This is a genomic window from Nocardia neocaledoniensis, from assembly GCF_003182135.1.
In the GTDB taxonomy this organism is placed as follows: Bacteria; Actinomycetota; Actinomycetes; order Mycobacteriales; family Mycobacteriaceae; genus Nocardia; species Nocardia neocaledoniensis.
Genome location: NZ_QGTL01000003.1, coordinates 351,092 through 373,809, shown reverse-complemented (window position 1 = coordinate 373,809; position 22,718 = coordinate 351,092). Strand labels below are relative to the sequence as shown.

At 71.3% G+C, this 22,718-nt stretch carries 1 protein-coding gene; it reads left to right on the top strand.

Annotation, left to right across the window (positions count from 1 at the left end; translation table 11 throughout):
- Positions 1–68 precede the first annotated feature (68 nt).
- Complete coding sequence (locus DFR69_RS09855; RefSeq protein ID WP_110037170.1) at positions 69–22,700, top strand: WXG100-like domain-containing protein; 22,632 nt, start codon at positions 69–71, stop codon at positions 22,698–22,700.
- The last annotated feature ends 18 nt before the right edge of the window (positions 22,701–22,718 follow it).

The following is a 22,718-nucleotide window of genomic DNA, read 5'->3' as shown; positions in this document are numbered from 1 at the left end:
GGCACCACTGTGGAGGGATGAGGGGCGATGGCGACGTTCACGGACTCGAGCTGGTGACGTAGCCCTCCATGATCGATCTGCCGTCCGGGCTGCACTGGCTCTCGATTCTCGCTGGCATGGAATGGCCAGAGGGCAATGAAGACGAGATGTGGGCCATGGCCGAGGACTGGCGCACGGCCGCCGACAGTCTGCGTGGCCTCGTCGACGACATCGATGCCGCCAAAGACGCTGCGTTCAAGGCGTATCCGCAGGGCGAGGGCGTCGACGACATGCTCAAGGCCTTCGAGGGGATGGCCCGCGGCGACCAGTCGGTGACCAAGCTGGCCGAACTGTTCGACACCCTCGGTGATTCGGTGTATCAGACCGGCACCGAGATCGAATACACGAAGATCATGTTCCTGTCCTCGCTGGGCTTGCTGGCGCTGGAAATCGCTGCGGCGTGGGTCTTTCCGCCGACCGCGCCCGCCGTGCAGGCCGCCGCGGTGGCCGCGACCCGGATCGTGGCGCGCACCATCTTCGGCCGGGTGCTCGCGGCGATCCTGCGCTGGGCCGCGAAGGCCGCGAGCACCAAGCTCGTGCGCTACCTCGCCCAGCACGTGGCGATCGATACCGTGCTCGGCACCCTGCAGGAGCTCGGCGCTCAGCAGTGGCAGGTCGACCAGGGGCACCGCAAGGAGATCGACTGGAACCAGGTGAAGGCGGCGGCGGTCAGCTCGGCCGCCGGTGGCGCGGTGGCCGGTCCGTTCGGCAACTTCCTCGGCAAGAAGCTCGGCGACGGGATGGCGCCCTGGCTGAAGGGCGCGATCACCGGCACGGGCGCGGGCCTGGCCGGCGCGGGCGGCGGCATGCTCGGCCAGTTCGGCTACGAGGGTTTCACCCAGGGCTGGGACAAGGCCTGGGAGAACCTGCAGACCGCGGCGTCGGACCCGCTCATGTGGAGCGCGGGCGCCACCAACGGCGGGCTCTCCGGGTTGAACAAGGCCGGCGCCAACTCCGCCTGGTCGTCGATGAAACCCGGTCTGTTCGAACGGCCCAGCTTCAGCTCGCAGATCCGCGATGCGATGGGCCCCGGTTACGACCTCGGCACGTTCGGGCAGGGTGACGGCGCGGGCGGGGACGGTTCGTCCAACCGTCCCGGCGGCGAGGGCGAGAACCGGGCAGGTGCCGACGACGACGGTGCGACGGGTGTCGGCGGTGACGACGGCGTGCGCGCCGGCGCGGGCGAGGACGTCATGGGGGGCGAGGGCGAGACTCGGGCCGGCGCCGGTGACGACGGTCAGTCGATGCGCCCGGCCGGCGCCACCCAGTCGCCGGAAGGCGAAGCGCCCGCCCCGACGAATACCGATGAGGGACGGGCGAATCAGCAGTCCGGCGACGATCGGCAGTCCACCGCCGAAGGCGGCGGCAGCGGCGCAGGACGCCAGGACGCCAAGCCCGAGGTGCAGACCGGCGAATCGCAGGCCGGGGACGGCGGGCGGCAAGACGGCGGTGCGCGCGCCGAAGGGGAAAGCTCTGCGGCGCAGACGGATTCGACCCAGGACACGTCGCGGGCCGGCGAAGCCGAGCAGACCGACGGTGCGAGCGTCGGCGAGGGTACGCGCACCGACGCGCAGTCGAGCGGTCAGCCGGTCACACAGGCCGGCGACACCCAGACGACCAACCGCGACACGACGACGCAGGCGGCGGGCGCGCCGGTCGGCGCCGGGATGACAGGCGCCGGACCGGCCGCGACCGGGGGGCCGTCGCCCACCGCGACCGGGCAGGCGCCGGTCACCGGGCAGGGCGCGACGCCGACCACCGGTCAGCCCTCGGCGACCCCCACCCAATCGCCCTCCACGCCAGCGCAATCCACGCCCGCTCAGCAGTCGACGCCGGGCCAGCAGTCGACGACGCCGAATCAGGGCACCCAGCCGGGGGCGCGTCCCGGCGCTCCGGAGGTGCGGTCCGGCACGCCGGATGGTGTGCAGTCCGGTTCCGATATCCGTTCCGGCGCACCGGAAGTCAGGACCGACAGCCCCACCGTCGACGAGTCCGGGGTGGCGGATCCGCAAGGTACTGCCGAGGAACCCGGCGCACCGACCAGCCGTCCCGAGGGCGAGAGCCGCGCCGGTGTCGGCGAACAGCGCGGGGCGGGGCCGGCCGAGACTCCGTTGCAAGGTTTGCAGGCCGCGCCCGGCGAAGCGCCGCCGGTGCGCCCGGAGTCCGAGGTCACCGCCGAGCCGGTGCGTGCCAGGGACACCTCGGAATCCGATCCGCTGTCCGAGATCGCGCCGGTCGTGCCGATCATCGGCGCGGAGCCTGGAGCGAGCCCAGCCCGGTCCGGTCCGGAGACTGGTCGCCCCGGCCGCGCTGGCACCGACGACACCACGACGCCGCGGGATCGTGCCGACGGCGATGACCGCCGACAGCCGGAGCCCGACGACAACGGACCCGTCTACGACACCCGCCTGCCCAACGGTCAGGGCGTCGTCCACCACCCCACGGGGACGGCGATCGGCGAGGACGCGCGCACCCATCGCGTCAGCCACAACGTGCGCAACGACGGCGCCCACGACGTGGTCGTCCACGGGCGCCGCGACGGCTCGGTGACGCCGAGCAACGGTGACCCGGTGCACCCGCAGGACATCGTCGACGCCATCCGCAGCAACCCGAACTACGTGCCGGGCACTCCGATTCGGCTGGTGTCGTGCTTCGCGGGCGACGTCAATGGCTGGGCTCAGTACATCGCCGACGCGCTCGGCGCCGACGTCACTGCGCCCACCGATCGCGTGGGCGTGCGGCAGGAACCCGGTTCGGAGCCGGTGGTCGATCGCGGCGGCAAGTGGCGCACCTTCAGCCCCGAACCGGTGTCCGTGCCCGACGACCTCTCCTCGCTGGGGCCGGATGCCGGCCATGCCGATCCGCGCGACCTCGGCCCGCTCGACGGGGACGCTCCGCCGCTGGATCGCGATCTGGTCGATTTCATGAGCGACGACGAGGCGCCGACCCGCCCGGCCGCTATGTCGTTCCTGACACCCGAGGTCGGGGTATCCACCGTGCCGTTCAGCCGGACGCCCGGGGTGGACGCGCATCTGCTCGGTGTGCTCGATCCGAACGACCCGATGGTGCAGACCGCGGGCGAACCGCCCCGGATCACCCATGTCGGCGGGGAACCGATCGACGAGTTCTCGCATCGGCTCAGCGAGGAGCGCGGGCGTGCATTCGTCGACGCGTCCACCCCGGACGCGGCCCTTGTCGCCGAATACGAGCAGCACAAGGCCCAGCAGAAGGCGCTGGCGGACGGAAAGGCCGCGGCGGGCCGTGAGGTTCGCGATGCCAACATCAAGCTCAAAGAGGCCCAGAACGCCCGCGACAACGGCGCCGAAAACGGCGACCAGCTCGTGCGTGACGCGGAGAAGGCGCTGGAGGCGGCCAAGAAGAAGGCCGAAACGGCCAAGAACGATCTCAACAACTTCCTCGCCGCCGACAAGGCCGAAGCCGACGCCGGAAACTCGCCGGCCAAGCGTTTGGAAAAGGCCGAAGCCGAGCGCCTTCCGGCGAAGCGGCGCGGCCACGTCTCGTCCATCACCATCGACCGCCTCACCGGTCGCGTGTACGAGGCCGCCAACGGCACCTCCGAGCAGCGGATCCACCCCAACGATCTGCATCCGACGTTGCACGACAACGTCTCCCAGTACCAGGACCCCACGGACGTCTACCACAACGGCGGCGACTCCGACTACTTCCCGCACTCGGACAACCCCCTCGGGCACGCCGAGATCCGCGGCACCAACGCCGCGCTGCACGACCGGGAACTGCTCAACCAGCAGCGCGGTCCCGACGACCAGCTCCCGACGGACTTCGACGGTCTGGCCTCGATCCTCAACTCGCCGTACGTGCCGAGCAAGGGCGCCGAAGCGCCGTGCTGCGCCAACTGCACCAGGGTGGTGCAGGGCACCGAGAGCACGGCGGGCCACATCATCGACGAGGGCGCTCCCCGCGTCGACCCGATCCGTCACGCCGACATCGAACGGGCCGCCGGTGAGGGCAAGGTCATCGAGCCGCGACTCGTCTCGCCCGAGTACCCCCCGGACATGGACTTCATGGGCGACGACGACGATGTCGCGAGCCCGGATCGCGGGTCCGATGAGCCGGTGCCGCCGGGGATGGTGCGTGGGGACGACGGGCTGTTGCACCGGCCGGGCGATCGGCCTGACAGCTATCGGGACCCGGACGGAACCTGGCACCACAACGACGATCCGCCCGGAACCAAACGCAATGTCGACTTCCGGCTGTACGACTCCAGCGGTTTCGTCAAGGATCATCTCACCGGTGGCGAGTACCGACATCGCGTGCAGCTGGGCGATTCGGAGCCCCACGAGATGCGCGATCCTGATCGAGCGTCGGAGTTGAGCGAGGCGTCCGACCGGCGTGTCGAGCTGCAAACCGAGCGCAACAATGTCGGTAAAGAGCTCGGCAAGCTCATGAAAGAGTTCGCGCTGGAGGACAAGCACGAACTCGCGCCGAAGGCGTTGTCGGAGAAGATCGCGAGCCTGCGGCAGGAGGTCCGCGCCGACACCACGTTGAGCACGGAAGAAAAGATCCGCAAGCTCGACCTGCTCAAGGATCTGCGGGACGTCGCCATCGAATACAACGACCTCGGACGCGAAATGATCGAGGTATCGAAGAAGCTCGGTGAGCTGGCTGGGCTCGACTACGCGCTCGATCCGGATGCCCGGCCCGGCGCGGTCAAGCTCTCGCCCTTCGACGGCGCGTTCGACGGCGCCGGCGTGGTGGACATCGCGTCGTTCGTCCCGCGTGGAGAAGGGGATTCCGGGCCGACGTTGTTGATCGTGGAGGCGAAGGGCGTCGGCTCCACCCTCGGAGGCTCCAAGGTCATCAGCGCCGAACAGGGTTCACCCGAATACCTGCGCCACATTCTGAACAAGGACCGCAATCTCGTTCGCTTGCTCAACGAGACACCCGAGCAGATGCGTGCGCGAGGCATCGATCCCGACAGCCCCGAAGGCCGGGCGATCCGCGACGCGGCGGAACAGCTGCGCGAGGCGATGGAGGACGGCACGCTTCGGGTCGAATACAAGCTGGTGCATGCCGATGCCGACGGGACGATCACCGTCACCGAGCTGCTGCTGTCCCGCGACGGCGTCGACCTGCTCGCCGATGTTCCGTTGCCCTTCGACGCTGATCCCGCCACGATCGCCCGGTCCGTGGACAACGACGTCACCACCGACTACATGAACGTACCCGAGGACAGCACGGACACGCCGGATCGGCCGGAATCCGACACCGACGACACCGACTGGATGGGCGCTGACGACGACGAATCCACCCGGCGCCAACCCGATTTCGCCGAACCCGAACCGCCCCAGCGGGAAGTACGCGTCGAACTCGGTCCAAACGGGGACGTCGTCGCGCTGCACATTCAGCTGGCCGACGGGCAGTGGGTGGTCGCGCGCAACGACGGGGACGAGGCGGCGCAGAATTCGCCCGCGCGTAGCGACGCGAACATTCGCGAGATCGACAACCGGAATGTTCTGCGGAAGCTGGTCGATGATCTCAACGCGGGCTACGCGGGGCTCAATCTGAAGTACCCGTCGGGGTCTGGTCTCGATCATCGGGGGCAGACCGCCCTGCGCGACGGGGTGACCGGTGGGGCGCAGCTGATTTCCGATCCGGCACCGACACCGGCGCAGCCCGCGCCGCCGCCGGTCGACGGTCCCGTGATCGGCGCGCCGCCGCCGGGGCCGGGCGATCCCGCGCTGAATGTGGCGCGGATCGGCCGTGAGGGACTCACCTGGTATCACAACCGCGAGAACATTCCCTTCATCGGTCCGGTGCTCGGCAGGCAGGCGGACTCGGCCGGGAACTACCAGCCGGTGTATTTCCCGGACGGCACGGAGTATCGGCCGTGGATCAGCGACGCGAACCCGAACGACGTGCGCGAGACCGTGGTCAGCGAGTTGCGGGCGAACCGGATGGATGCCGACGAGGCCCGCGACATCCTGAAGGAACTGTTCGACAACGCGCGGGATCCGCGGCTGCGCCAGGACCTGATCGACGATCTGGAATTCAACGGGCTCGTCGACACCGACGAGGCGCGGGCCATGGAGGACGCGCCCATCCCGCCGCCGGAGACGAAGCCGGAGCAGCAGGGTCCGCCGCCCGAGGGCGAGACGCTGACCGAGATGGCCGAGCGGCTCGGCATCGACCTCGACGGCGAGGGACCGCAGGATCTGCGCCGGGCGATCGACCGCCAGAGCCATCGGCTGCTGCGCGAGATCGGCGCGATCGAGGGCCTGGCCGACGCGGCCCGCCGCGCCGACGAGGAACAGACCCGCCCCTACCGGCGCGCGGACCATCCCGCGGACCCGGCGCCCGCACCCGACGATAGGACGCTGAACCAGCCGGACCGGCTGCGCGAGATCGAGTCGGACGAACCGCGCGACGAGGACGACTACTTCGACGACGAGGTGGGCCCCGCTGAGCCGCGGAGCCACTGGGGTGACACGAGTGCCCCACGCCCCGTGCCGTTCTCACGTGAGGTCAGCTTCCTCGACAAGGACCCGCTCGGCCGGTTCCTGCGCGACCTGATCGTCGCCTTCGAGGGCGTCACCGCGCTGCGCGACTACGACCGGGTCGGCAACGGCGCGGACCGGCTGCCCGAATGGGCCAGCTTCTCCGACGACCGGGAACCCGGTCGCGACGAGGCGCGGGCACGCGAGTTCTTCGAGCACGCGCTGCGCCGCGACCAGTTGCGCGATGAATTGTCCAGCTGGGCAGCGATGTTCGGCCGCGATCTGAGCGATCTGACGGGCGATCGGCGCGAGCCCACGCTCGACGCACTGCGCGACTCGGCGCGGCAGCGGGCCCAGAACCTGGCCGATTTCATCGCCGCCGCGCAGCCGATCCTGCAGGGCGACGGCGCGGAGCCGGTCGGCAGGTCCTACGGCGATCAGGTGGCGCGCGTGCCCGACGCCGACGGCGGCCCGGACCGGCTGCTGGTGGTCGACGGCCCGCTCGACCGGGGAGAGGCACCGGCCCGCGCGCTGCGCGACAACCCCGAACTCGCGGCCGACATCGACAACGGGGTGCTGCGGCCCGACTTCCGCGCCGTGCACGCCGACGGCGCGGGCAGGCAGTTCCTCGACCCGGTGGCCACGCCGGAGGTGCAGCACATCCGGCGCACGGTGGACGGCGCCGAACTCCAGGTGACGATGATGCGCGGCGAGGACGGCGAGTGGCGCCCGGTCCAGCCCGCGCCGGAACCGCCGCCCACCCCGCGCGATCGCGCCCAGATGGTGCGCGACATCGTCGACCTGGCACGGGAGCTGCACCTCGGTCCGGCCGCGCTGCATCCGGACAACATCGACGCGACCATTCGCGCACTGCACCTGGACAACGCGGTGCGCGCGGGCCAGACCGAGGCGCTGGCCGACTACGCCCGCACCATGGCCGACATCGAGACCTTCTACCTGGTCGGTGACGCGCGCGATCAGCTGGCGACGCGGCTCGGCATCCCGGAGGGCGAGCTCACGCCGCGGCGGATCGCCGAGGCGCTGGTGGATCCGAAGCAGCGGCGCGGCACCCGTCAGCAGCAATTCGAGGATCTGCTCGACGGGCAGCAGCGCGAGCCGGACAAGACGGCCGGGTACTCGCAGCAGCTGCGCAATGTCGACGACGCCGCGGTCAAGGCGGCGCAGGAAGCGCTGATCAGGGCACTGAGCCCGGAGAATCCGGAGGCGCTGCGGCCGAAGGTCAGCAAGACCGACCCGGTGACCGGCCGGTCGAAGGTCGGCCCGGCCGACAGCGGCATCGACCCGGCCAAGCTGCGCAAGCTCGTCACGCGGCTGAACCGGCGCGGCGCGGGCGACTATGTGCGCGACGCGCTGGCCGCCTACGCCGACGTGCTGATGCGCGTCGACCCGTACACCGATCACCCGGCGGGCACCAGGGCAGCCGATCCGCGCACCACCGGCGACCCGCACATCTATGATCCCGGCGCGATCCACGGCCTGCGCGATGTGGTCGGCGCCGCCGAACCGGGCGCCGATCCGCTCGACTTCGCCGCCCAGGTCGCCGACAACGTCGCCCGCTCCTACGGCGCCGACCGACCCGCTGACCCGAATGATCCACGGCCGCAGCCGAATCGGGACTGGGCGCGGCTGGTCGGGGTGGATGTCTCCACCGCCGACGACGCGAAGTTCGTCGAGATCTACGAGGCGTACCGCGACGGCAAGATCGAGAAGCACGAGGGCCTGAGCCCGGAGAAGCTGGCCGCCGAGATCGCCGCCATCCGCGCGGAGATCCGCCTCAGGACCGAGCAGATCGAGCAGCTGAAGGCACTGACCGACGAGTTCTACCGGCCTGCGGCGGATCTGCCGCCCGCCGAGGGCAGCCCGGCCAGGGAGCACCCCGGCCCGCGGCCCGCGGAGCTGCCCGAGGGGCGTCGCGGTCTGCCCGCTGGTCCGGAAGGCGGCCGTCCGCGACCGATCGAGCCGGAGCCGAGCCGTCCCGACGCGGAGGTACCGCCCGAACGCGGCACCGACCTCGACGACCGCGCCGACGCGAAGCTCGACGAGACGCTGCGCAAGCTGGACGAGGTCGCCGACGAACTGGCCGAACCGATGCCCTCGCTGGACGATCTGGTCGGGCCGGGGGAGCCGGTCGATCCGCTGGCGGCGATCGACGCTGCCGTCGAACGGCAGAACCGGCTGCACGATCAGGCCGACGAGCGGCGCGCCGACCAGGCCGACGCCGCGCTGGACGACACGCTGCGCGATCTCGACGGTGTCGACGCCGATATGGCCGCGCTGGAGTCTTATCTGCGCGCCCAGCGGGAATTCGAGGCGGCGCAGGCCGAAATCGCTTCCAGATTCGAGGAACTGGCGGCCAGGGACGCCGAGGCCGCAGCCCGGCGTGGCGACGACTCCGACGACGACATGGCCGTGCGTGCGGCGGATTTGGCCGCGCTCGAGTCCTTCCTCGCCGCGCAGCAGAAGTTCGACGCGCTGCGCGCCGAGCTGGCCGAGGCCACGCAGACGCGGCCCGAGGATCTCGACGCCGAGGCGCTGGCCGACGCGCGGGCGCTCGAGTCGTATCTGCGGGCCCAGCAGGAATTCGACGCCGCCCGTGCGGAGATGGCCGCCAGGTTCGCCGCGGCCGTCGAGCGTCAGGGTGGGGAACAGCCTGTCGACGGTGGCGACCGGACGCCTGCCGAGGACCCTGGACCGGAGACCGACCGCGACGGTTCGCGTGATGACGACGACGGCTCGGGCGAGCCGCCCGCGGCGAGCACCCCGGGTGGCCCGCCGTCCAAGCCGCCGTCCCGTCCGCCGACGGCGCCCAGCCCGGAACCTGAAGAGCCGTCGAAGAATTCGTCGCCGTTCGACTTCGCTGTGCCGAAGCCTGCCGAACTGGCCGTGCCCGGCGACGCCGGGCTGGATCAGCCGGTCGGCGACGGTGCGGAACCCGGCGCTGAGGCCGGCGCCGCGCCCGAACGTGCCTACCAGCGCAGGGATTTGCTCAACGACGTTCACCAGTTCCTGCGGGAACTGAGCGACCTGCCGCCCTCCGCCCACGCCGATACGCCTCCGCTCACCCCGGAGCAGGCCGAGCAGGTGCGCAGGCTGGCCGAGGCGCTGGGTCTGGGGGAGGCGCTGACGGGTCAGCGTGATCCGCTGGGCGCGCTGGCGGAGATCGCCGACATGGCGCGGGCGCGGGGCTTCCTCGACAGCGCACTGGATCCCGATGCCGAGCTCGGCAAGCCGATGCGGTACCCGGACGACTACGAGCCGCTCGATGTGGACGAGCTGCAGGACGGCCTCGACCAGTGGCGCGTCGAGGGTGACCCCGAGGTGCGGTCCGAGATCGCCGAGGACCTGCGTCGGGCCGGACTCGACGACGGCGCGCGCCCCGCGCTCGGCACCGATCCGGAGCCGAATCCGCAGGCCACACCGCTGCAGCCGTCCTCGATCCTGCCGCCGGAAGACGGTGCGCGCCAGCCGGGCGGCCCCCGGATCGAGCCCGCGCAGCAGGCGATGGATCGCCTGGCCGCCCGGTTCGGCGTGGATCTGAGCGATCCGGGTGCCCTCGACGCCGCGCGGTATCGCCAGTTGATGCGGGCGGGCGCGGTCGAGGCGTTCGCGGCCGCGGTGCGCCATGCCGAGGCCGCGACCGATCCGCAGCAGCGTGCCATGCGCGAGGCCGTCGCGCGGCGGTGGGCGGCCCGGCTGGGTCTGCCCGCCGACCCCGGCCTCACGCGCGCCGCCGACGACATCAACCGGTTGCGTGCGGCGGTGACCCGCGACGCCGGCGATATGGCGCATCTGTATCAGATGGTGCGCAACGACCTCGACGACCGCGTGATGTCGCTGGACGTCGACGGCGACAAGGTGCTGGTGCGGCTGGTCGCCGACGGACCCGATTCGTGGCATCTCGAGCCGGTCGCGCATCGCGAGCCGAAGCCGTTCCGGACGGCCACCGAGCAGGCAGTCGAGGTGCCGCCGAAGAAGAACTGGCTGCGCAGGCTCTGGGATCGTCTCGTCAATCGTGGCTACCACGGCGAGAACCCGAAGTATCCCTCCGGTTCCAGCCTCGACGGCGCCGGTCAGTCGATGCTCGGCCACAGCGCCGGACTGCCGCTGACCACAGTGAAGGACGCGACGCCCGACGCGCCCGGCGGCGAGTACGACCAGCTGCAGATCAAGTTCAACCCGGCCCGCATCCTCAAAGAGGGTGTGCTCATGTGGCAGAACCGCGAGCTGGTGCCGATCCTCAAGCATCTGTCGTCGCGGATCGCCGACCAGGCCGGTGAGTTCCTGCCGCTGCGCAATCTCGACGGCACCGAGTACAAGCCGTGGATCTCCGACGCCGATCCCGAGCTGCGCCGCCAGATCGAACAGGATCTGCGCGACGCGGGACTGCAGCATCTGCTCGAACCGGAGAGCCTGACGCCGCAGGAGCTGGCCGCGCGGCAGCCGAAGGAACTTCCGGAATCCGACGATCCGGTGCGGGTTTCGAGCGACGGCGAGGAAGTACCCGCCGTCGCCGAGCCGCTGCCACCGTGGTTGCGCGAGGTGGTGGACGCCGTCAACGGGCGGATCTCCGACGCCACCGTGCTCGAGGCGCTGGCGCACGAACTCGGGGTTCGGGTCACCGATTTCAGCGAGGAAGGGCTGCGGAAGGCGCTCGCCGAGGCCGAATACCGGCTCCTGCGGCGCGACGGTGTGATCCAGGCGCTCGAGGCGGCGGCGCGGTTCTTCAACGCCGAGAACGCCGAGATTCCCTTCCGGCCTGCCAACTTCCACAGCAAGGACCCGCTGGGTGCCTACCTGAAGGAAGTCGTCGCGGCCAGGGGCGACGAGTTCGCCTTCGACATGCTGAACTCGCGCGGGGTGAACAACGGCGGCGAGCTGCCCAGCCTCTGGGCCGATCTCGCCGACGACGGCAACGATCCCACCGTGCTCGCCGAGGACGCGCGCAAGATCTTCGACGACGCGCTGCGCCGCGCCGGGCTGCGTGACGAGCGGTCGACCTGGGCGCATCTGGCGGGCGCCGATCTCGAGGCGCTGGTCCGCGATCTCGACGCCGAGATCGCCGCGCTGCGTTCGCAACTCGACGACAACATCGGCCGGCTCGGCGAATTCTCCCGGCGCGTAGCCGATTTCAACGACAGCGATACCGGTGACCGGCTCGTCCTGGACGCGGAGAACGGCCGGATCGCGATCGTCGACACCGGCGCCGGGCACGAGGCCGCGCTGGCGCGGGCGCTGGCCGAGGCCGACGCGGACTTCCTCGACCGGCTCAATCGCGGCGAGATCGACATCGAGATCCGGGCGGTCGGGATCGACGCGAACGGCCGCGTGCATCTGCTCGAGGTCGACGCCCCCGAGGTCCGGCACCTGCGCACCGAGGTCGACGGCCGCACGGTGGACGCGACGACGGTGCGCGAGGGGACCGGTCCGTGGCGGCTCATCGAATTGCCGCCCCAGGGCGCCGAACCCGCCGCCGACCTACCCGTCGTCGCGGACGACACGAATCAGCCGGTCCGCGAACCCCGTTCGCTGGCCGAGGTCCGCGCCGACATCGCGGAGGTGGCGGATCGGCTCGGCATCGACGATCCGTCGAACCTGTCCGCCGAACAGCTCGACCGGCTGCTCGCCGAGCAGGAGCGGGCCAATCAGGTGCGGGCCAGGCAGGTCGAGGGCTTGGTCGACTACGCGCGCAGTGCCGACGCGATCGACAACTTCAACGCGCTGCACAACGTGCGCAGCGCCCTGGCGCTGCGGTTCGGCGTCACGCCGGAGGCGCTGAGCCCGGAGGTGATCGCCGACGGACTGGCCGATCCCGCGACGCGGGTGGAGCTGCATCGGCAGCGGTCCGCGAACCTCACCGAGTACGCGAAGCTGCTGCACGCGCTGAATCCGGTCGCCGTCCATGCGGCGCTGGACGCACTCGCCCCGCACCTCGGACTGCCCCGCGGCGGGCTGTCCTTGGACGCGGCGGCCTTGGCCGAGGCGGTGTCGAACAGGGCAGCGCGCGGTGCGCTCGACGACCTCACCGGCCCCCTCGCCGACTATGTGCGCGCGCTGGCGAAGATCGACCCGTACGCCGACAACCTGGTCTACGACCCCGAGGCAGACCCGCGCGCGATCGGCGACGACCCGCCCGTGCACCCGGGCGATTCCCTCGACTTCCTGCGCGAAGTGGGCGCCGACGACCTCTCCGATCGCTCGCCGCTGCCGCCCGCGCCCGAGGACGCCGTCCCCGGCCCGAGCCGCGATCACGCCCGCCTCCTCGGCGTCGACCTGACCGATGCCGACGACCGGCGCGTCGCCCAGGTCTACGAGTGGTTCCGGGACGGCCGCATCGACAAGCACGAGCGCCTCACCCTCGAGCAGCTCGCGCAGGTGCACGCGGAGATCCGCGACGAGATCCGGCAGCGGGCCGCCGATATCGCCCGGCTGCGGGAGCTGCTCAACGAACCGTTCGTCACCGATCCGGAGGTCGGCGGCCCGGACAAGTCCGCCCTGGACCGTGGACCGAGCGACGGGCCGGAACCCGACGGGCCACCGGCTCGGCCCAGCGCCGGTCCGCCGCCGACCGGGCCGGGATCGCCGGTGCGCCCCGGGTTGCCCGCCGGTCCAGAGGCCAACGGCGACAATGGAACTCCGCCTGTCGACAGGTCGCAGGATCGTTCTGCTGTCGAGAACACCGACCCGCCCGAGTCCGCTGCGGCCGAGCAGGTCGCGGCCGACCACGAGCAGCGCCCGGAACCACACACAGCGCATCGCGCCGTGGCAGCGCCCGACGCCGCGGCCCACGTGGCCGTCAACGCCGGGATACGAGAGTTGTTCGCGGCCGAGGCGGTGCGGGCCGTCGCCCTACTCGGCATCGAGGACCCGGCCCGGTTCACCACATCGAGCCTGCAGGAGATCACCTCGTCGATCTACGGGAGCCGGTTGGGCCAGCTGAGGGACTTGCAAGCGCGCGGTATCACTGGGCGGGTCGAGGAGACCTCGCGTGCCCGGCTCGCAGAGGCCAAGGCGGCCTCGCGGCTGGTGCGCCGACTGAGCTGGGCCGAGGATCGGTTGCGGTGGTCACGTGAGGCGGCCGATGGCGGCGAAGGGCTGCGGCCGCGGGCGCACCGTTGGTTGCGCGGGAGCACGCTCGACATCACTCCGGTGTCGAACGCGGACGCCGATCGGCTCGCGGTGGCGGCCGAGCGGGCGGCGGCCTATGACGCTTTCGCCGCAGAGGTGCGGCGGAGGGGCGTCGACCCCGCGGGTCGCAGCCTCAACCAGCTCGTCGATCGCATGCGCGAGCTCGGAGTCGAGGGTCGGGAGATCGACGCCGCGTTCGAGCGCGCGATCCGTTCCGGTATCGATCCTGACGACACGATGGCGCGGGAGAGCGCCGAGGACCTCGCGGTGCGCGGGGTGCTCGGCGCTCTCGGTGCCGAGCACACGAGCGACGGGCTCGGTCTGGTGCCGTCGCTGGCGGACGGGCTGGTGGTGGTCGGCCGGTTCGCCGATCCGAACCTCGCGGCTCCGACCGCGGCCGACGCCGCACTGAAGGTCGATACGCGGGCCCGCTACCTGCACGTCGAGGTCGATCAGGCCGGTGTGCGGGTACGCGAACTACTGCCGTCGAGCAGCGCGCTCGACACCGTGCGCAAATCGTCGGCCGGAAAGTGGCCGACGGAGTCGCTGCGACTTCGGTTGCTGCGCCAAGCGTTCGGCCTGGTCGGTACCGTGCCCGGGGACGGTGGCCACTGGCCACCGTCAGAGCGCGATCTGGGGGAGTGGAGTCGACGCGATGCCGGCGAGATCGCGCGCGTCCTCGGTGAGCGGCACGGCGTCATCACGCGCGGGCTCGACGCGACCGGCGTCGACCCGGACGCGGTGCGTGACGCGGTGCGCGCCTTCGACCGGCTGAAGACGAAATACCCGTGGGTGCACGTCACGGCGGTGACCGTGAAGAATTTCGATGTGGGCGATCGGGAGGCCCAGTTCGCGCACCGTCCGCCCTTCCTGCCCGGCGGCGAGGCGAAGGCCGTTATCAGCCTCACCATGGACTTCCTGCGCGATTTCACGGCCGAGACGCCAACCAGCTTCCACCCGCCCTCGGTCGGTTACTCGGCCGCCTATGCCACGATGACCCACGAATTCGGGCATGCCATGGACTACACGGGCCTGCTCTCCGACGAAGACGTGATGGACGCACTGGTGAGCGGGTATTCCGCGCAGCGCGGGGAGTTCGTGCAGGCCGACTTCGACGAGTGGCTGAGTGCGCTGAGCCGTTACAGCTTCGAGGACGACGGTGCCGGGACATTGAACCCCACGGAGGCGCTGGCCGAGGCTTTCGCCGACGTCGAGCTCAACGGTGCCGAGGCAACGGAACCGGCGAAGATTCTGCACGCGTTGTTGACCAGCCGCGGCGAGCAGCGCGCTGCCGAGGCGTCCCACGCGTTGCCGCCGGCCGCCGACTACGGCGACGCGGTGGCCCGGCGGGACCGCTTCGCGGCGCGGATCAAGGAACTGACCGACGGCCTGACGGAGTGGGTCTCGCCGGATCGGCTGGCGCCGGAAGCGATCCGCGACACGGCCGCCCACCTCGCCCATGTGGTGCACTCGCCGGAGGAACTGGGAGTCGTCACCTCGCTGAGCAGGACGGCCGAGCTGTATGTCCTGGCCGCCGCCGAGGTCGACGCGCTCGCGGCGGACATGGTCGTCGGTGGCGACGGTACCGCGGCCGGCCTCGCCGAAGGCCCGGTGGCGCACGATGACTCGTCCGCGGACCCGGCCGCCCGGCGAGCGATGCTCGACCGCCTGCGGATCGAGGCCGTCGAGGCGCTGAGTGAACACGACGCCGCTATTGGGCGTGGCGACGAACTGGTCGCGGATGCCGCGCGCAATCGCGCCGATCGGATCGTCGACAGCTTCGCGGACGCCGCCGAAGCGGACGCCCTCCTGAACGCGGGTGCCAGAATCATCGGCACCAAGATCGCGGTCGCCGAGGAACCGCCGACGCTCTTCGTCGTGGGCTGGGCGGAGGGTGATGCCGAGCGGGCCCTGCGCGCGGAGATCGCGCTCGGCAACGCTGAGGTCCTCGTGGCGCTGCGGGCGCCCGGCGCGCGCTGTGTCGAGCTGCGGATGGGTTTCGATGCCGACGGGCCCGCGATCGAGCAGCTGCCGATGCGGACCGACCCCGACACCTCGGAGCCACCTGTCGGCCCTGTTCTTCCTGGTGAGACGGTGGACCCGGGCACGACTGGGTCCGACACCGAAGCTTCGGTGATCGGCGAGGATTCGCGGGGCTCGTTGCCGGGTGACGGCGATGATGTCGAAGGATCGGCCGGGGACGTGGGGGATCCGCCCGTCCCTGGCACCGCTCCGGCCGGTCCGCCCGGCAAGCCGCCCGCGCACCCGCCGACCGCGCTCAGCCCGGAACCCGAAGAGCCGTCGAAGAGTTCGTCGCCGGTCGACTTCACGCTGCCGAAACCGGCCGAACTGGCCGTGCCCGGCGACGCCGATCTGGCGCAGCCCGATGCCGACGAGCCCGCCGACCCGCCGAGCCGCGCGCAGCAGCGCAGCGATCTCCTCGACGACGTGCGCCGGTTCCTCCAGGATCTCAGCGATCTACCACCCTCGGCGCACGCGGACGCGGCGCCGCTGACTCCGCAGCAGGCCGAGCAGGTGCGCAGGCTGGCCGAGGCGCTGGGTCTGGGGGAGGCGCTCACCGGGCAGCCTGATCCGCTGGGCGCGCTGGCGGAGATCGCCGACATGGCGCGGGCGCGCGGATTCCTCGACAGCGCACTGGATCCCGATGCCGAGCTCGGCAAGCCGATGCGGTACCCGGACGACTACGAACCGCTCGACCTCGACCAGCTCGAGGACGGGCTCGAGCACTGGCGGGTCGAAGGCGACGCCGAAGTGCGTGCGGACATCGCCGACGACCTGCGCCGGACCGGACTCGACGACGGTTCGCGTCCGGGGCTCGGCGCCGAGCCGGAACCGGATCAGCAGGCCCAGCCGCTGCGCCCGTCGGCCGTGCTGCCGCCGGAAGACGGCGCCCAGCCGGGCGCGCCGCGCATGGAACCGGCCCAGCAGGCCCTCGACCGGCTCGCCGCCCGCTTCGGTGTCGACCTGACCGACCCCGCCTCGCTCGACGCGGCCCGCTACCGGCAACTGTTGCGGGCGGGTGCGGTCGAGGCGTTCGCGGCCGCGGTGCGCCATGCCGAGGCCGCGGCCGATCCGCAGCAGCGTGCCATGCGCGAGGCTGTCGCGCGGCGGTGGGCGGCGCGGTTGGGTCTGCCCGCCGATCCCGGTCTCACCCGCGCGGCCGACGACATCAACCGTCTGCGCGCCTCCGTGTCCCGCGCCGCCGCCGACCTCGCGCACCTGGACCGGCTGGCCCGCACCGAACTCGACGACCGGATGCTGTCCGTCGACGTCGAGGGCGATCGGACACTGCTGCGCCGGGTCGAGGACGGTCCGGACGCCTGGCATCTGGAACCCGTCGCACCGCCCGAGCCCGTACAGCGTCCACAGCCCACCGAGCAGGCCGTCGAGAAGCCGAAGAGGAACTGGCTGCGCAGGCTCTGGGACCGGATCGTCAACCGGCCGTTCCTCGGCGAGAACCCGAAGTACCCATCGGGTTCCAGCCTGGACAGCGCGGGCCAATCCATGCTCGGTCACGGCGCCGGACTGCCGCTGACCTCGGTGAAGGACGCGACGCCGAACGCGCCCGGCGGCGAGTACGACCAGCTGCAGATCAAGTTCAACCCGGTGCGCATCCTCAAAGAGGGCATCGAGATGTGGCGCAAGCGCGAGCTGGTGCCCATCCTCAAGCACCTCTCCTCGCGGATCGCCGACCAGGCGGGCGAGTTCCTGCCGCTGCGCAATCTCGACGGCACCGAGTACAAGCCGTGGATCTCCGACGCCGATCCGGAACTGCGCCGCCAGATCGAACAGGATCTGCGCGACGCCGGGCTCGAACATCTGCTCGAGCCCGAGAGCCTGACGCCCGAAGAACTCGCTGCCAGGCAGGCCGATGAACTGCCGGAAGCCGCTGAGCAGCAACAACTCCCGGCCGAGCCCGACCGGTCCGTCGAGTCGACCGAACCGCTGCCGCCCTGGCTACGGGACGTGGTGGACGCGGTCAACCAGCGCATCGCCGACGCCACCGTGCTCGACGCGCTCGCCGGCGAACTCGGCATGCGGATCACCGATTTCAGCGAAGAAGGGCTGCGCAAGGCGCTCACCGAGGCCGAGTACCGGCTGCTGCGGCGCGACGGCGTGATCCAGGCACTGGAAGCGGCCGCGCGTTTCTTCAACGCCGAACACGCGGACATCCCGTTCCGGCCCGCCAACTTCTTCAGCAAGGACCCGCTGGGCGCTTACCTGAAGGAAGTCGTCGCGGCCAAGGGCGAGAAGTTCAGCTTCGACATGCTGAACTGGCGCGGGGTGAACAACGGCGGCGAATGGGTCGACCTCTGGCCCGATCTGAGCGACGACGGCGGCTCCCAGACCATCCACGCCGAGGACGCCCGCAAGATCTTCGACGACGCGCTGCGTCGCGCCGGGCTGCGCGACGAGCGGTCCACCTGGGCGCATCTGGCGGGGGCCGACCTCGAGGCGCTGGTCCGTAACCTCGAAGGCGAGATCGCCAGGCTGCGTGATCAACTCGACGGCAATGTCGGACTGTTCGACGAGTTCGCGCGCCGCATCGCCGATTTCACCAGCAGCGACACCGGCGACCGGCTCGTGCTCGATCCCGAGAACGGCACGATCGCGATCGTCGACACCGGGGCGGGCCACGAGGCCGCGCTGGCGCGGGCGCTGGCCGAGGCCGACGCGGACTTCATCAACCGGCTCAACCGCGGCGAGATCGACATCCAGGTCAGGATCGTCGGCGTCGACGATCAGGGACGCGTGCAGGTCAGGGAGGTCGAGGCGCCGGAGATGCGGCACCTGCGCGGCGAGCTGGACGGGCGCAGCGTCGACGTGACCATGGTGCGTGACGGCGCCGAGCCGTGGCGAATGGTCGAGACCCCCGCCCGGCACCCGGCGTCCGAGAACTTGCCCGCGACCGCCGACGATCTCGATCGGACTGTCCCGGAGCCGCGTTCGCTGGGCGAGGTACGGGCCGAGGTCGCCGACGTGGCGGCGCGACTCGGCATCGACGATCCGTCGAACCTCCCGCCCGAGCAGCTCAACGAACTGCTCACCGAGCTCGACCGGGCCAACCACGTGCGGGCCAGGCAGCTCGAGGGCCTGGTCGACTACGCCCTCAGCGTCGACGCGGTCGATAACTTCAACGCGCTGCACAACGCGCGCAGCGCACTCGCGCTGCGATTCGGCGTCGACGCGGGCGATCTCAGTCCTGAGCTGGTCGCCGACCGGCTCGCTGATCCCGCGACCAGGGTGGAGCTGCACCGCCAGCGCGCCAAGGACCTCACCGAGTACGCGAAGCTGCTGCGCGCGTTCGATCCGGCCGCCGTCGACGCCGCCCGCGACGCGCTGGCCCCGCACCTCGGCTTGCCGCGCGGCGGGCTGCCGCTGGACGGTCGCGCGCTGGCCGAGGCGCTGTCGAACCGGGCCGCGCGCGGCGAGCTGGACGACCTCACCGGCCCGCTCGCCGACTACGTGCGGGCACTGGCGAAGATCGATCCGTACGCCGAGAACCTGGTCTACGACCCGGCCACCGACCCGCGCGCCATCGGCGACGATCCACCGGTGCATCCGCGCGACGCCCTCGACTTCCTGCGCGAAGTCGGCGCCGACGATCTCGCCGAGCGTTCCCCGCTGCCACCCGCGCCCGACGACGCCGTCCGCGGCCCGAGCCGCGACCACGCCCGCCTCCTCGGCGCCGACATCACCGACGCCGACGACGAGAAGGTCGCCCAGGTCTACGAGTGGTTCCGCGACGGCCGCATCGACAAGCACGAACGGCTCACGCTCGACAAGCTCGCCGAGGTACACGAACAGATCCGCGCCGAGATCCGGCAGCGGGCGGCCGACATCGCCCGGTTGCGCGAGCTGTTCAACGAACCGTTCGTCACCGATCCCGAGCTCGGGGCGACCGAGGCGCCCGCGCTCGGGGACGGGCCGTCGGAGGCCGCGCCTTCCTCGGGCCCGGACGGCCTGTCCGGTCACCCGACTCCGCCGCCGGCCGTCCCTGGTTCGCCGGTGCGCCCAGGTCTTCCTTCGGGGCCGGAACCGCACGGCAGCAACGGAACTCCGTCCGTCGACCGTTCCGACCCGGCCGAGTCCCAGCCACCGGCTGAGAACCATGAACGCACCACGGGCGACGATCCGTCCGCACCGCTGGTGCTGGATCCGGTCACCGATCCGGGCGATCCAGGAATCCCCAACGGTCATCGGCCTGCGGGTGAGGTCGCAGGTGGGACCGAACTCCAAGTGCCGGGCGACGGCTCGCGTCCTCCCGCCGGCCCGAAGCCTGTTGACGGCGAGACGGAACCGCGATCCTCTGAGGGCACACCGAATGAGGACATCGCGGCGGGTGCGGAATCGCCCGCGCCGGTGCTGCGTCCGGTGACCGATCCGGGTGATCCCGGTCTTCCGAAGGAGCCTCGTTCCGCGGCGGAGGCCGAGGATGATGGTTCGTCGGAGGCCGGTGACGGGTCGAGTCGCCGTCCGTCCACCACGCCGGATCCCGCTGCCGACCCGGACGAGGGCGATGGTTCGGATGCGGATCCGGACAAGGGATTCGATGCGGGCGGAGCGGGTGTGCCGCCGCGGACCGCGGACGGCGATCGGCCCGGGGCGCGTCGGCATCTGCCGGGATCGGCGCTGCGGTCGCACATTCCGCACCCGCCGCACGAGTACGAGGTGGAATTCGATGTGCCCGTCTTCGACGCTGTCGAATGGCCGGTGCCACCACTGGATTTGACGCCGGAGCCGCAGGAACCCGAGCCTCCCCGTCCACCGGTCCCGCCGGTCCCGCCGGAGCAGCCGTGCCCGCCCGATCAGGATCCGCCGCGCCCGCCGGAGGTACCCGAGCCGCCGCAGCCACCTGTTCCTCGGGTTCCGCCGCAGCCGCCTGTACCGCCGCAGCCTCCGACGCCACCGGTACCGCCGCAGCCTCCGGAGCTTCCGGAGCCGCCTGCGCCGCCACAGCTTCCGGAGTTGCCGGAGCCTCCGGAGTTGCCGGAGCCGCCTGTGCCACCGCAGTTGCCGGAGTGGCCGCAGCCACCTGCGCCCCCGCAGGTACCGGAGTGGCCGCAGCCGCCCGTGCCGCCCCAGCTTCCGGAGCGGCCGGAGATTCCGGTGCCGCCGCAGGTTCCGCTGCCGCCGGGATTCCCGCAGCCTTCCGCACCGCCGGAACCCTCGGTGCCGACGAACCCGTCGGTTCCGCCGACACTCCCGGTTCCGCCGGGTTTCCCGGACCACACGTCTCCGGGCCAGTCGCCGAATGTGCCTGTGGCGCCTTCGCCGAACGCGCCGACGACGCCGCCGTGGCCGGTTCCGTCGGCACCCGGCGACGGCCCCACGATGCCGCCACTCCCACCGTGGGTGACGCAGCCTCCGGGCTCGGGTTCGCCTTCGCTGCCGGACAACGCCCAGCCGTACGCACCAGGCAACGGCCAACCGTTCGTGCCCGGAAATGGTCAGCCCTACCATCCCGGCCCGGGCCAGCCTTACACGCCGATCGCCGGTCAGCCGTACGGACCGATCTCCGGTCAGCCGTACACGCCGGACAGCGGTCAGCCGTTCGTGTCTGGCGATGGCCGGCCGTTCACGCCTGAAGACAGCCATCCCAACCAATCCGGCGGCGGTCAGTCGTACCCACCGCCTTATGGACAGCCCTACGCCCCAGGAAGCAGCCAGCCGTACTCGCCAGGCGATGGTCAATCCTTCCCGCCTGGAAACGGTCAGTTCCAATACCAGCCGTACACACCGGCTGATGGTCAGCCGTCCGCGCCTGGAATCGGGCAGCCCTATCACCCGGTGTTCGGCCAGTCGTCCACGTCGAGTGGGGATCAGGCGTACCCACCGGGCGGCGGCCAGTCGTTCGCGCCTGGGAACAGCCAGCTCCATCAGTCCGGAACCGGCCAGCCCTTTGCGCCGAGCGAGGGACAGTCCTTTGCGCCCGGAAGTGGTCAGCCGCACTCCACGGGTGACGGCCCGCCGAGCGGACGTGAGAACGGCCAGTCGTACCAGCCCGAGGCGGGCCAGTCGTATCAGCCAGGCGGGACTCAGTCTTATGCGCCGGGCAGCGGTCAGCCTCACCAGTCCGTGGCCGGGCAGTCCTTCCAAGCCGGGGTCGGCCAGCCGCCGTTCGGGCCGGGCGGTGCGCAGCCGTACTCGCCCGGCGCTGGTCAGTCGCCCGCGCCTGGGAACGGTGAGTTCTACCAGCCGGGGACAGGGCAGCCGTACTCGTCGGGCGGTGGTCAGGCGCTTGCACCCGGGAACGGTCAGCCGTACCAGCCTGGGACAGGACAGCCGAATCAATCCGAGCCAGGCCAGATGTACCAGCCTGAGGCGGGACGACCGGGCGGTCAGCCTTATGCGTCGGGCAATGATCAGCCCTACCAGTCCGGCGCTGGACAGACGTACTCGCCGGGACCGGGGCAGCCGTACTCGCCGGGGTACGGGCAGCCCTACCCGCCTGGGCCCGGTCAGGCTTACGGGTCGGGTGTCGGTGAGCCGTATGGCGCGGGGAATGGGAACTCGGGCAGCGGGCAGGCGGGTGCGCCGATGTATCCGCCGCCGGTGATGCCGCCGAACGGTGGGCAGGGTGGTGACCGGAGCCCTTACCGTCCGGCGTATCAGTCACCGACCGAGCAGGCCGTGCTGCTGGTGCGTCCGTACGGCAGTGGTGTGGTGGCCGAATTCGATCCGCGGTCGGGAGCGTTGCGCCCCGCGCCGCCGGGGCAACTCGGTGCCGACGGTCTCTACGGCGATCTCGACGGGGTGACGGTGATCTTCTACCGGCTCGGCGAGCGGCTGTTCGTGCAGGTGGGTAGCCAGCCCATCGATGTCACCGAAGGCGCGCACGTGGGCTGGGAGCAGTCGGCGCAGCGGATGACGCGGTTCACCGTGGCCGTCCACGGCAGGCCGATGGGGGAGCTGATCTACCGCGCGCTACCACCGGAACTGGACCTCGGCCTGCTTGTCCGTAACGTGGTTGCCGATCCGGCCCACCGGATGTCAAGGTTCAGCGACCGTGCCTGACCGATCGGAGAGGTTTCC